14 protein-coding genes and 2 pseudogenes are annotated in these 12,885 nt (G+C 64.7%); 4 read left to right on the top strand and 12 right to left on the bottom strand.

Features of this window, described 5'->3' with window-relative positions; translation table 11 throughout:
* A partial coding sequence (locus tag HUU94_RS04050; RefSeq protein WP_217429563.1) for a radical SAM/SPASM domain-containing protein occupies positions 1-1,068 on the top strand: 1,068 nt, incomplete at its 5' end.
* A 42-nt stretch (positions 1,069-1,110) separates the two neighbouring features.
* Here HUU94_RS04050 and HUU94_RS12945 read toward each other — a convergent pair.
* The 8 genes and pseudogenes from HUU94_RS12945 to HUU94_RS04010 form a co-directional block, all read right to left on the bottom strand.
* Positions 1,111-1,365, bottom strand: a pseudogene (locus tag HUU94_RS12945) (DNA methyltransferase); the annotation flags it as partial.
* On the bottom strand, positions 1,322-1,576 hold the full coding sequence (locus HUU94_RS04040) for a hypothetical protein (protein ID WP_174273829.1): 255 nt from the start codon (positions 1,574-1,576) through the stop codon (positions 1,322-1,324). The gene HUU94_RS04040 and the pseudogene HUU94_RS12945, both read right to left, overlap by 44 nt.
* A 75-nt stretch (positions 1,577-1,651) precedes the next feature.
* Positions 1,652-2,035 (bottom strand): hypothetical protein, encoded by a 384-nt coding sequence (locus HUU94_RS04035; protein WP_174273828.1) that lies wholly within the window; start codon positions 2,033-2,035, stop codon positions 1,652-1,654.
* Positions 2,036-2,433: 398 nt separating this feature from the next.
* Entirely contained in the window at positions 2,434-2,727 is a 294-nt protein-coding gene (locus HUU94_RS04030; RefSeq protein ID WP_174273827.1) for a hypothetical protein, read from the bottom strand.
* Positions 2,728-2,945: 218 nt separating this feature from the next.
* Complete coding sequence (gene kdsA, locus HUU94_RS04025; protein WP_174273831.1) at positions 2,946-3,761, bottom strand: 3-deoxy-8-phosphooctulonate synthase; 816 nt, start codon at positions 3,759-3,761, stop codon at positions 2,946-2,948.
* A gap of 16 nt (positions 3,762-3,777) precedes the next feature.
* On the bottom strand, positions 3,778-4,653 hold the full coding sequence (locus HUU94_RS04020) for an FkbM family methyltransferase (protein WP_217429562.1): 876 nt from the start codon (positions 4,651-4,653) through the stop codon (positions 3,778-3,780).
* Position 4,654: 1 nt separating this feature from the next.
* On the bottom strand, positions 4,655-5,449 hold the full coding sequence (locus HUU94_RS04015) for a 3-deoxy-manno-octulosonate cytidylyltransferase family protein (protein WP_174273825.1): 795 nt from the start codon (positions 5,447-5,449) through the stop codon (positions 4,655-4,657).
* Entirely contained in the window at positions 5,446-6,447 is a 1,002-nt protein-coding gene (locus HUU94_RS04010) for a KpsF/GutQ family sugar-phosphate isomerase (protein ID WP_174273824.1), read from the bottom strand. Before HUU94_RS04010 ends, HUU94_RS04015 begins: the two co-directional genes overlap by 4 nt.
* A gap of 194 nt (positions 6,448-6,641) precedes the next feature.
* Here HUU94_RS04010 and HUU94_RS04005 point away from each other — a divergent pair, with 194 nt between their 5' ends.
* On the top strand, positions 6,642-7,139 hold the full coding sequence (locus HUU94_RS04005) for a KdsC family phosphatase (RefSeq protein ID WP_174273823.1): 498 nt from the start codon (positions 6,642-6,644) through the stop codon (positions 7,137-7,139).
* A 40-nt stretch (positions 7,140-7,179) separates the two neighbouring features.
* Positions 7,180-7,956, top strand: coding sequence for a metallophosphoesterase family protein (locus HUU94_RS04000; protein WP_174273822.1), 777 nt, complete (start codon positions 7,180-7,182; stop codon positions 7,954-7,956).
* Here the strand turns inward: HUU94_RS04000 and HUU94_RS03995 are convergent.
* From HUU94_RS03995 to HUU94_RS03980, 4 genes are all read right to left on the bottom strand, one after another.
* Positions 7,940-9,352: an LTA synthase family protein gene (locus tag HUU94_RS03995; RefSeq protein WP_174273821.1), complete on the bottom strand. Its 1,413-nt coding sequence runs from the start codon at positions 9,350-9,352 to the stop codon at positions 7,940-7,942. The genes HUU94_RS04000 and HUU94_RS03995 overlap by 17 nt on opposite strands.
* Before the next feature lie 101 nt (positions 9,353-9,453).
* Entirely contained in the window at positions 9,454-10,233 is a 780-nt protein-coding gene (locus tag HUU94_RS03990) for an SDR family NAD(P)-dependent oxidoreductase (protein WP_174273820.1), read from the bottom strand.
* Positions 10,230-11,555, bottom strand: coding sequence for a capsule biosynthesis protein (locus HUU94_RS03985; protein WP_174273819.1), 1,326 nt, complete (start codon positions 11,553-11,555; stop codon positions 10,230-10,232). Before HUU94_RS03985 ends, HUU94_RS03990 begins: the two co-directional genes overlap by 4 nt.
* A 139-nt stretch (positions 11,556-11,694) precedes the next feature.
* Complete coding sequence (locus HUU94_RS03980; protein ID WP_174273818.1) at positions 11,695-12,567, bottom strand: class I mannose-6-phosphate isomerase; 873 nt, start codon at positions 12,565-12,567, stop codon at positions 11,695-11,697.
* A 56-nt stretch (positions 12,568-12,623) separates the two neighbouring features.
* On the opposite strand from HUU94_RS03980, the pseudogene HUU94_RS03975 reads away from it, so the two are divergent.
* Positions 12,624-12,885, top strand: a pseudogene (locus HUU94_RS03975) (extensin family protein); the annotation flags it as partial.

Below are 12,885 nucleotides of genomic sequence, written 5' to 3'. Positions count from 1 at the left end.
CTTCGCGAGCGCCTGGGCGTGCAGATGTACAAGAATGCGCGCTATCTGAAACATCGTCGCAAGCCAGGTGCGAACCTGTTTTTCCGCGCCGCCAACCTCCTTGATCCCGGTCATCATGGCGCCGCGCGGGAAGTGGGGTTCCTGCGGCCGCCGATCGAGGGCGCCGCCCGGCAGATGCGCTTCCTAGCCATCGGCACCACCGGAACCTGCAACGCGTCCTGCATCCACTGCCCGACGGGCAAGGAGGAAACCTCTCACGTTCCGCGCAATACGATGTCGATGGAGCTTTACCGGAAGCTGATCGACGGCATCGCGGACCACGGTATAACCTTCGAACATCGCGTCGTGTTTGGCCTTTTCGGCGACGGTCTGGTCGACCCTCTCGTCGAGGAGCGTGCGCGTTATTTCAAATCGCGCCTTCCGGACGTCGGGCTTGGGATCAATACGAACGGTGCGGCCTATGGCGAGAAGCACAAGGCGCTCACGGAACTCATCGATATCGTATCGCTTCACTGTGAGTCGCTGGAACCACAGACCTACAACGAGCTGATGCAACCGCTCCGGCTCAACCGCGTGTTGCCGCGTTTTGAGATGCTGCTCCGCGACTTTCCCGATAAGGTTCACGTTAGCGTTCCGGTAAGCCGGCGGAACATCGGCGAATTGGAGAATATACGGCGCTGGTTCACGGAGCGCGGCACCGTCAACGTCCAATATGATCCGATGAGCAATCGATGCTCCAAAGACCAGCGCATTTTCGACAGCCTGTCGCTTGGGCCCGGACCGATCCGCTGCGAGCCCGAAGTGATGAACGATCTGATTGTCGACTGCGATGGACTGGTGCTTGCCTGCTGCCAGGATTTCAGCAGGATCGAACCAATCGGCAATCTTGCGGAACAAAGCTTCAGCGAGATGCTGAGTTCGATCGATCGGCACCGGATGCGCGAACAGCTTCGCCGCGGCGAGCATGACGACATCGCGACCTGCGCCCGCTGTCGGGGTGACAACCGAACGCCGGATTTCCCTTACGATCAGATTCCAAGCGACCGGGCTACGGTCGGCGTTGCCTGACAACATCGCAGATAGGCGGAGCGACCGGCGCTTGTCTGCCGCGACGAGCGTGCTGCCCGAGCCCAGGAAGAGATCGAGCACCACATCGCCGCGCACGGTCGAGTCCAGCAATGCGTCCGCGATCATCTTGACGGGCTTCGGAGTCGCATGGATATCCAGCATGTTACCTTCCCCACTCTTCGGGCCGATCGTAGCGGCGGAGGGATATTCCCAGACATTCGAGCGATCGCGACCGAAGGCGCCGAGCTGAACGTTATTGCGGCGCTTGCCGCCCGCCTTCGCGAAGATCGGGATCATCTCGTGACCGCAGGAAGCCGCCCATGCCCGCGCGATCCTTGACCCAGACCGCGATGTTGATCGGCGCACCCAAACTGGGTCGCGCCGCCTCAACAAGGGCGGGAAGCACCCGCCAGTCCATACAGATGTAGATCAAGGCACCCGGGCGGCTGTTCTGGGCAATCGCCCGGCAGATGTTGGCGAAGAAGAAGCTGATCTCCCCCTGGCTCATGTCCCCCGGCCCCTGCACACCTCCGGCCGCTTCTTCGTGCTAGCGAACCCCGCGATCGCACAACCGTAGGGCGGGTCAGTAAACACTGCTGCCGCAGCGACTCCGTTCATTAGCTCGCTGACGAACGCGTCGTCGGTTGCATCGCCGCAGCCGATACGATGCGCGCGTCCCATCGAGGATGAGGTCGATCTCGCCCATGTCCAGCGCCAGGCCCTCGAGGTCAAAGCTGGGCATGGTGTCGATGATTTCGGCCAGCAGTGCGCGCTGCTTGTCCTTCTTCCATCGCCCGAGCTCGCCCACTCGCGACAGAGTGGCTGATAGCATTCGCTCGTGGAGCGGATTGAGGTCGGTCACATGGATCACCGGGATCTCGGGAAGCCCAATCGCCTGTGCGGCGAGCAGAAGCACTTGGCCCTCGATCACGCTTCCGTCATTGCCGATCAGGAGCGGCACGCGCACGCCAAACGCCTGAAGCATCCGAGATACGCGCTTGATATCGCGGTCAGTGAGAGTGCCGGGGACCGTTGGGATGCAGCCTGAGCGCGTTTGGCGCCACCATCATGATCGTGCTGGGCATGTTATGCCCCACGCTCGGGCGCGACATCGGTGGCCGAACCGCTGGCATTCGCTTGATCGATCTCTTCACGGACGTTCTCCTTGGTTGAGGGGAACGACTCGGTGGATCACCAAAAATGTGCGAAGCTAGTTCTACTTGCGCGGTCGGCCGCGTGGCGGCTTCCGGAGGTGCTCGGTCGGATGCACATAGGCATCCTCCCCAGTACCAATTCTCCATGAAACCGCCGGCTCGCCGCGCTTTTTTGAGATCGGCAATCGCGGAATTGCTAAGGTCACTCTTCTTACAACTCGGCGTACCACTCGTGATACCGACGCCGCAGCGTCTCGCGAACGCCGGCCGCTTCCCCCTTCGTAAGAGGCGGTTCTCGACGGCCCGCCCAATTCGAAATGAGTTGATCGATCGCTGTTTTGATGGGGACGCCATCCGCTGCCGCGGCGCGAATAAAGAATAAGACGCTGAGCTTGAATTGATTGTCGAAGGCGATGCCCTGCTGAGAGGGCGTTCCGTCTTTCTTCATCAGTCGGTCCTGCGGTTCCGTTAATAGCCGCGCCAGCGGCGGCAGCGGACGACCCACGGTACGTGATCCAACCTGTTATTCTCCCGTGGCGCGCCAAAAAAGCGACGATGCCGCATCGGACGGGACAACCGATTGAAACAGCAAACCTGTTTTGGTTCAAATTTCACCTGTATTTTCGGGGGGAACAGGTATGTATCGAGACGCAAAATCCGCTAGGCGAATGCCTAGTATCGGCCGCGCCCAACGAACTTGCCGGTCTGCTTTTGGAATCAGAGCTAGTCAGCCGCCACCCGCAGTGCGATCAACCCTCGCAACAGCGCCTCGATCTCTCCCAACGGCATCGCATTGGGCCCGTCTGACAGAGCCCGCTCGGGGTCCGGGTGAGTCTCCATGAACAACCCCGCGACACCCACCGCCACGGCCGCCCGCGCCAGCACCGGCACGAACTCGCGCTGGCCGCCCGAGCTTTTCCCGTTCGCCCACGGCAGCTGCACCGAATGGGTCGCATCGAACACCACCGGCGCGCCCGTATCGCGCATGATCACCGGCCCGCGCATGTCGACCACCAGATTGCCATAGCCAAAGCTCGTGCCGCGCTCGGCTACGCACAGGGTCTGGCCACTATGTCCGGCCGCAGCAGCAGCTGCCCTCGCCTTCTCGATCACGTTGGTCATATCGCCGGGCGCCATGAACTGTGCCTTCTTGATGTTGGCCGGCTTGCCGCTCGCGGCCACGGCCTCGATCAGGTCGGTCTGGCGAGCGAGGAAGGCTGGAGTTTGGAGCATGTCGACTACTTCGGCAACCGGCTTCACCTGCGCCACCTCATGCACATCTGTCAGCACCGGTAGCCCGGTTTCAGAGCGCACCTTCTCAAGGATGCGCAGGCCTTCTTCGAGTCCGGGCCCGCGGAAGGACGCGCCCGAGCTGCGGTTCGCCTTGTCGAAGCTCGATTTGTAGATCAGCAAAATGCCGAGTCCATCGGCGATTCCCCGCAAGGCTTCGGCAACCGACAGCGCCAGTGCCTCGCTCTCGATCACGCAGGGTCCCGCGATCAGGAACAGCGGCTGGTCGAGCCCGATGGGGCGACGCAGAGCATCGGAAGCGCCATTATTGCGCGCGTCCTCGCGTAAGCGCTAGCATGCGATCCTCGGCGCAATCACCGGCGAGGATCTCGCCCGCCGTGACTGCACGAATGCCGTGGCTGACGCTGAGTTCGCCCAAAGCGAAACCCTTCGTCATGATGGCTTCGAGAAAGGCCATGGGCGCACCATAGCGGATAGGACTGAACTCAAGGAAGATGGTCATTGGCCGCCCACCTGCGAGCAAGCCCTCCATGCCGCTCCAAATTCTTTCTTCGGCGCCCTCGACATCGATCTTGATAACGTCCGCCTGCGCCAGCGCGGGGAAGCCGTCGGCACGGCGGGTGACGCCGCGAATGCCGATCACGTCCTCGCCAGCACCAGTAACGAGATGTGCATTTTTCGGCTCTCCCTCCGGCACCTTCAGCAAACAGATCTCGCCGTCCGTGTCCCATAACGGATCGTTATGGACGGAAACACGCTCTGAAAACTCCGCAAGTGCGACGCTGTCCGCCAGCATCGCGGACATGGCCGGATTGGCCTCGAACGCATGGACCCGGCCCCGCGCGCCGACGCGATCGGCCATCAGCAGCGTGAAGTAGCCGACATTCGCGCCGATATCGATTGCTGTCATGCCGGGGCGCAGCACCTGTTCTAGCGCCTCCGTCAGCCACATTTCCCAAAAGCCGTCCGCGACAAGCCGCCGCGAAAGCCCCGCGTCACCGGCATCGATATACAGTGGCAGGCGTTCCAGCGCGTGGATTAGAACCCGGCCGCCTCCCACCTCGCTGGGGCGCGTTAATGCCCGACAACGCCGCTCGCGCCGCCGCCGCCGCGCCCGCCGCGCAACCGAAACCGCCTCGTCCCAAATGCCGGGCGGAGAACCGGGATGGCTCCGCGCCACCTCACGCCAACCCGCGGGCGGCCAGCGACGCTTCGATCACCGGCACGTCCTCGGGATTATTGAGTTCCCAGATATCAAGGTGACTCGCAACCTGCACGATGCGCATTGGCACTCGCGCATCGAGGAATCGAAGTTGTTCCAACCCTTCCAATTCCTCCAGCCTCGACGATGGTGCCATTGCGTAGCGGGTCAGCGCACTACGGCGATAGGAATAGACGCCGATGTGGAGGAAAAACGGCAGGTCGGGATTGTCCAGCGCCTTCGCGGGAACATGCGGAATGACCGCTTTGGAAAAATAGAGCGCGTCGCCCGATGAGTCGATCGCAATCGTCGTTCCGCCCACCCGCCCAGCCGCCTGATCGGCCAGCAGGCGACGCCGTGTTTCCGGCAGGGCTCGAAGAGCTAGGGTCGCGACTGCCACCCGCGGATCCGCCATGGCAGCCACCAGCGCCTCGACGAAGGCGGGCGGCGTCAGTGGCGCATCGCCCTGGAGATTGACGATCACGTCGACGTCATCACCCAACGCGCTCAGCGTCGCCGCGCAACGCTCTGTGCCGTTAGCGCAAGTCGCGGGCGTCATCGCGACCTCGGCACCAAATCCTCGCGCCACCTCGGCGATCCGATCATCGTCCGTGGCCACCATCACCCGGCAAACACCGCCCACGCTCATCGCCACCTCCCAGCTGCGTTGGATCAATGGTTTGGATATGCCCGTCGCGCCTTTCAGCGGAACAAGCGGCTTGCCAGGATAACGAGTGGAAGCGAAGCGGGCGGGGATGACGATGGTGACGTTCAAGCGAGCCCCAGCCTCAGGAAATCATGGACGTGGACGATACCAATCGGTTTGGGCGAAGGGCCATCTTCCGCCACGAACATCGCGGTGATCTTCTGGCGATTGAGCAGCGCCAGCGCGTCCTCGATCAGCCAGCCGGGCCCGCACCAGATCGGATTGGGTGTCATCACCTCATGCGCGGGCATATCCAAAATGTTGCTGATGTGCCGTCGCAAATCGCCGTCGGTTATAACCCCGATCAGTGTACCTTCGAAATTGACGACGCCGGCGATGCCAAAGCTGCAGGTGGTCATCGTCACGATCACATCGCGCATCAGCGCATCGGCACGGACGATCGGAATCGAATCCTCGCGGTGCATTACTGCCGCCACACGCATCAGCTGCCGCCCGATCGCGCCGCCAGGATGCAATTCCTCGAAACCCGCGCGCGAAACGCCTCGCTCACGCATCACGGTCATCGCCAGCGCATCGCCAAGCGCCATCATCATCGATGTCGAGGTCGTCGGCGCGAGGTTGGCGGGGCAGGCCTCGTCCACCTTGGGCAGTAGCAGCGGCACGCTAGCGTGCCGCATCACCAGCGAGTCCGAATTGGCGGCGATGCCGATGATCGGCATGCCGAGCTTGGCCGCGTGCATCAACAGCGGCTGAAGTTCGGCAGTGGCTCCCGAGTTTGAAAAGGCTATCAGCGCATCACCCGCCGTTACCATGCCCAAATCGCCATGCGCTGCTTCGGCAGGATGGACGAAGAAAGCAGGCGAACCGGTGGAGGCAAAGGTCGCCGCCGCCTTACGCGCGACATGCCCGGATTTACCGATGCCCGTGCAAATCAGCCTTCCGTGCAAACTCAGCACGAGATCGACGGCGGTCGCGAAATGCTCATCAAGCGCGGTGGCAAGCGAAACCAGCGCATCCGCCTCGGTAGCCACAACCTGCCGCCCGAACGCGACCACATCAGCCGCGATAGGCGAAAGCACCTGATCGGGACGCTTGGCCGGCTTCATGCTTACCCCACCCTCGCTGTTGCGCTTGAAGCCAGCCCTTAGACCCGAGCTAGGACCGAAGCGAGCCCCATTTCAGCCTAGTGGTGGCCTGGTCACGCCCAAGCGTTTGCAGTACCGGCAAAAATACATCGATCAGAGCAGCAGCGGGGCGCCGGCTGCTTCCTCATACTTTGCGATCCGGCTAGTGTCGGTCAATGATCCGCCTGCTGCTCCTCGATGTCGACGGCGTGTTGACCGATGGCGGCTTGTATTACAACGCGGATGGCGAGGTCCTGAAGCGGTTCAATGTCCGTGACGGCCTGGGTATCAAGCAGTTGACTGCGGCGGGCGTCGCGGTCGCCATCATCAGCGGGCGGGATTCGCCCGTGCTCCGCCGCCGGGCTTCCGAGCTTGGCATCCAGCATGTCCACGCCGGGATCGCCGACAAGGCTCACGCCGCGGCGACGCTGCAAAGCACGCTCGGCATCCCCCATTCCGATACCGCCGCGATGGGCGACGACCTTCCCGATCTTCCCCTCTTCAACGTCGCCGCCTTGCGCATCGCCCCAGCCGATGCCGAACCCGAGATTCTCGCCCTTGTCGATTTCGTTACCCCGCGCCCGGGTGGGCACGGCGCCGTGCGCGACGCGGCGCGCCATATCCTCGCGCTGAATGGCCAGTCGACAACGGATACGAAACGTCTTCACGGCTAGAATGTTGGCGCTGCGCGCGCGTCGTTCCTAGATGGGGCCCATGTTTTCCTCGCTGTTCCGCAAACCGGCGATCGAGACCGATACGCCCGCAGCAATTCCGGCGGGTCAGCGCGTCTATGCGATCGGCGACATCCATGGTCGCGCGGACCTGTTCGATGAATTGCTGAGTCAAATTGCAGAGGATGCCGGCGCGCGCGATCCGCTGCCGGCCACTTTGATCCTTTTGGGCGACTTGATCGATCGCGGACCCGATTCGGCCGGCGTCATCACGCGGGCGATCGCGCTTTCAGAGCAAGGCACGCGCTTCCATGCGATCATGGGCAATCACGAAGAGCTATTCCTCGCAGCGCTCTCGGGCGACGAGGCCGCACTTTCGCTGTTCGAGCGGGTCGGCGGCATCGAGACGATGCAGAGCTATGGTCTCGATCGTGATGTGTTCGAGACGATGGTCGGCGCCCGCCTGATCGAACAGCTCAACGCCTTCATACCACCCGCGCACCGCGATTTCCTTGGCAAGATGGAGGATCGGGTTGCGATCGGTGATTATCTGTTCGTCCACGCCGGCATCCGCCCTGGCGTTCCGATTGAGGAGCAGGCGCCTTCCGAACTGCGCTGGATCCGCAAGCCCTTCCTCGAGCATATCGGCTCGCACGGCATGATGATCGTCCACGGCCACAGCATCAATTATGAACCCGAGATCCGCGCCAATCGGCTGGGGATCGATACGGGGGCCTATCAGACCGGGCGGCTGACCGCGCTCGGGCTGGAAGGCACCGAACGCTGGTTGCTCCACACCGGCATCAGCGCATCAGGCTGAGCCAGCGCGCGGGCAACTCCTCCCCCGCGCAATCGACAGTCTCGCCGGGCGCACCGCCCGCTTGCCACAGAAAATAATCCGTTCGCCCATCCGCCGCTCCCGGCGCGAGGAAGGGGCCGGCGAGGCCGGGATGATGATCACCATAGAAGCCGAGCCAGCCCTGTCCTAACCGCTCGATCGCTTCGCGCAGCGGCGAGAGCGCCGCATCGGTCGCCTCGATATGCCGCAGCCAGCGGCCGATCTGCGCGGCGTCGGACAACGCGGCCCACGCCGGCGGCAGCACTGCGGGCGGGCGGCCATCGTGCATAGTATCCCAAGGCCCGTGATTCTCGATTGAGATGGCGAATACGAACAGGCCTGGCCCTTCCTTCGCCACCAGATCGGCGACAAACCGCGCCAACGCCATATCGGTGACATAACCCCCGTCCAGCTCGGCGCCTCTGAAAGCCTCGATGCCGATGAAGCAATCGAAGCCGAGGCAGGGCATCACCGTGTCGCGTGCGTAGAAGCTGCGGCTGTATGGGTGGACGCAGACCGTCCGATACCCCGCCGCGCGCGCCTGGGTCGCGATCGATGGCAGCGCGGTGCGCGCGAAGGCGTCATAGGGATTGAAGCGATCGAGGCCGAGCAGATCGGGCCCGATCCCGGCGACGGCGGCGAGTTCGGTCCGGATCGTGTTCGCCCCCCACGCCGGCACGGAGAGCCTGCCACGCAGTCGGGCCCCGTCCATCAGACGCGCCAGATTGGGCAGACGATCGGCAAGGTCCGGATCGAGTCGGCCCACATCCACGAAGCTTTCCGCTTGCCAGAGAATGATCGGCCCCTGCCCCGCCGGCAGCGAAGGCAGTCCCCGTGCAATCGCGGCGGCGCGGCGCGCGGGCCGCTCGCCACGCGCGATAGTGGCGTGCATGATCACCGTGGCGAGCAGGCCGAAGCGCGCAATGTCGGTCTCGGGATCGCGGCTCGGCTTCCAGCTTTCATAGAGAGATTGCAGCCGCGGCTGGAGCGGCAGGCGGGACGGCAACACGAAGGCGAGGCGGCCGAGGGTCGCGGCGATCACCAGCCGAACCACCGTGCCGCCCGTCGTCCACGCCCACAACGGCGGTTCCGCCCACGCAAGTGCCAGCACCACCGCCAGGATCAGCGCGCCGCCCGCGACCATGATGCCCGTACCGATAAAGGCCAGGTAGAAACGCGGATGGCGGATCACCTCGAACAGTTCGGAGCGATCGGCGAACACCACGGGTTCGCGCAGGACCAGCCGCTTCATCGTATCGGCCAGGCCCAACCCGAAGCCCAGCGCGGCGATGCCGATCCCGGCGAGGATCGGCCGCCCGGTGCCGAACAGGAACAGGCCAAACCCCGTGGCGATCGGAAAGCCATCCAGCACAAGCACGCCGATCGATGGCGGACGCCCGGCACTCACCATCCGCCGCAGCCCGATCCAGGTCGCGAAGGTGAGCAGAAGGCCGAGGCCGAGACGGAGCAGCGCCCCGCTCAGTGTCCCGGCTCGATGTGGAATTGGAAATTGCGCATGATGTGATCGCCCCAGGCGGCGGGCATCAGATCGGCGGCTTGCTGGCCGAGCGCAAGCAAGCGCGGATAGGTCACGCGCTTCGCCTTGCGATCGAGGCCCTTGCGGACCACGCTGACCATCTTGTCGAGGCTGACCATGAACGGCGTCGGCCCCTGCCAGCGCTCCGTCATCGGTGTATCGAAGAAGCCCGGAACCACCACCGTCACCGAAATGCCTTTGGGTGTGAGCAGCGCGCGCAGTCCCTCGCCATAGGCGCGCACGCCCGCCTTGCTCGCGCTGTACGCGGGGCTGTAGGCGAGCCCACGCAGCGCCGCCGAGGACGCGATCGTCGCAATGCGCCCCACTCCCCGCCCGATCAGCCGCGGCAGCAAAGGCTCGATCGTGTTGATCGTGCCGAGCAGATTGGCGCGCACCTGCATGGTCGCGAGAGCCAAGCCCTCCGGCTCGCCCTCGACGGTGGTCCCCGCCGAAACGCCCGCGCAGGGCAGCAGGATGTCGAAGGGCGCCAGCGCATCCTGCTCCAGCAGCCAATGCCCAAACGATGCCGCCTCCGAGACATCGAACAGGCCGGTAATCACCTCGGCTCCGTTAGCGCGGCAGGCATCGGCGGTTGCCTCCAGCCTTGCGGCATCGCGCCCTGTCAGCGCCAATCGCACGCCGGGCGCGGCATAGCTTTTCGCCAGCCCGGCACCGAGCCCGCTCGATGCGCCGGTCACGAGAATGCTCGTTGTGGCGGTCATCCCCTGGCGGGCGCGGCTTTGCCGATCGGAGCACGCACCTCGGCCTTGGTCGGCACGGTGCGCAACTGGACCACGCCGGGCGGCGCCGCCTCGAGCCGCGCGGCCGATCCGGACACGAGCATCTCCAGCCCTTCGTCGCTGAAATAGCCACCATGGACCAGGCAGCGATCGATGAGCACGCGGCGGAAGGCATCGAACACCTCGGGTTCGGGCGGCTGGGGTGTCCGCCAGAAGGTGGCGAGGCCGCCGCCGTGCGTGACCTGCGGCACATCATAAACGGCATGCCCGAGCACCACCGTCGGCACGCCATGGCGCAGCGAAAGAGTCCCCGTGGTGCTGTTGACCGTGACGACGCCGGCCGCGCCGCGCACCATCTGATCGATATCGGCCTCTTCGACGAAGGGGACGCGGTCGGCAATTCCGAGCTTGGCCGCGCCGTCCCACACGCGCTGGCGCCAGTCGATCAGGCCGTTGTCGAGCGGATGCCCCTTAACCACGAGCAGCACGTCCTCGGGCGCATGCTCGGCAAAGGATTGCAGCACCTCGTCGATCGCCGGCTGAATACCGCCATAGTTGGAATGGACGCGAATCTGCGAATCGTCGTCGAGCTGAAGCGGGAAGACGAAATAGCGCTTGCCGCTCGCCGCGACCTGATCGAGCACCGCCCGCGATCGCGCCTGCGCGCCCTTCGATCCGATCAGCCGCCGGATCCAGCCGGCATATTCGGTCAGGATGCTCCATGGCCGGTGCGTCTTATATCCGGGGAAGAACGGGCGCAGCGCCACCGCCGTCAGATTATAGACGACGTCCTCCCACGCCCGGCGCCCGAATGACGAGGGCACGCCCGGAAATTCGGGCAGCGGCGGCAGTTGCTTGGCGGCGTCCAGATAGGCTTGCGGATCGCGCCACAGGCCGCTGTGGCCGTTGACCCCGCCGCGCTCGACCGTGACGAAATCCGGGCGGATATAGCCTTCCTCGAAGACGTGGATCTGCAGCCCCGCCGCGCGCGCGATGCCGATCGCCGCGCGATGCAGCGGCCGGCAATCGCCGAACAGCACGACATCGGTGATCCCGCGCGCCTGGACGAAGCGCGAGAAGAACGGCGTCCAGCCATCCAGTCTGCCGCGATAGTCGACCGCGCCGCCCTCGCGCCAATAGATGCGGTCGCCGCCGTTGAAATTGATCCGGTGGATGCCGTGGCCATGCTCGGCGAGTCGGCGCCCCAGCAGCGAGAAGAACGGCCCGGCCAGGCCCTGCAGGAACAGAAACTCGCGCCGGGCCGCCCTGCCGCCGCCTCCGATCCGATGTTCACGCACGACCATTACCCGCCCTTTGGCACGCGACTGCGGTTGCGGACAAGTCCGCTAGCGGGCCGATCTATGATCCCCTTTCGCGGTTGCGGCAAGCGATGGAGAAGGCAGCGCTTTCTTCCCCAAGTCGCAACGGGTGATCGTGGCGCAATCATGACCTTGCCACGCGATCACCACGCAAATCGCCCATTACGCCGCTTCCGGGATAGGCCACCACCAGATCGCTGTCCGCCTCCAGTGCCAGCGTCGCGCCTCCCTCTACCAGCCAGACGCCGCCCGCTTCCAGATCGGCGCCATCGATCGCGCCCCTGCCCGCGATCGGCACCAGCCAGATCTTGCGGCCGTCCCCGCTGAGTGGCGTGGTCGCCGCGCCCTTCCATCGCTCGAGCACGAACGCCGGGCCATCGACCAATATCTCCCGGCCCTCGGCGATCGCATGCGCCTTGTAGGGCGCCACATAGGGCACGGGATTGCTTACCGCGATGCCGTCGTCGAGATGCAGTTCGCGGTCGCTGCCGTAATCGTAGAGCCGGTACGTCAAATCGACGTTCTGCTGGACCTCGATCAGCGTCAGCCCCGGCCCGATCGCATGGATCGTGCCCGACGGCGTATAATAGCTGTCGTCCTTCTTGACCGCCTTCCAGTCGAGCAGCCCCTCGATCGAGCCATCCTCGGCGGAGCTTCGTAACTTCTCCTTGCTGATCACCGAAAGCGTGCCGAGCGCGATCGAGGCATGCGCATCGGCGTCGAGGATCACCCACGCCTCGCTCTTGCCGCGCGGATAGCCCTTGGCGCGCGCGGCGGCGTCATCGGGGTGGACCTGCACCGAAAGCCTGTCGCTGGTGAACAGATATTTGATCAGCAGCTCGGGTCCGTCGGTCGTCCCATCCTGCTCGCCCGGCACCTCGAACCAGATCTCGCCGACGGGCGCGCCGCCTTCGGGCACCGAATCGAATGCCGGCCACAGATCGCGCCGTCCCCAGGGCTTTTCGACTCTCTTGGTGGTCAGGCGGGTGGCGGTCATGCGGGATCTCCGGTGAGTGCTGGAACGCACCTTGCCGTCGAACGTCGAAAGGAGCGATGCCGTTCCTCCGCCTGCTGATCGGCCTTTCGAAGGCGAGCCTATGGCTGCTGCTGTCGGCCAGCCTCGCGGCGGGGCTGCTGGTGGCCTTGCGCCCGTCGCCCGGCGACAACCCCTTCGCCCCGCTCGATCTCGATGCCCCGATCGGGCTCGCGACGCGCGCCAAGCTGGTGGAGCTCGACGACCGGGGCGATCGCTGCCGCGCTCTGCTCGCGCACGCCGGGCTGAGGTTCCGCGCGCCGCCGCCCCGCGAGTCGCCCG

Source organism: Sphingomonas bacterium, from assembly GCF_903644055.1.
Lineage (GTDB): Bacteria > Pseudomonadota > Alphaproteobacteria > Sphingomonadales > Sphingomonadaceae > Sphingomonas_I.
This window is presented reverse-complemented; position numbering and strand designations above follow the sequence as displayed.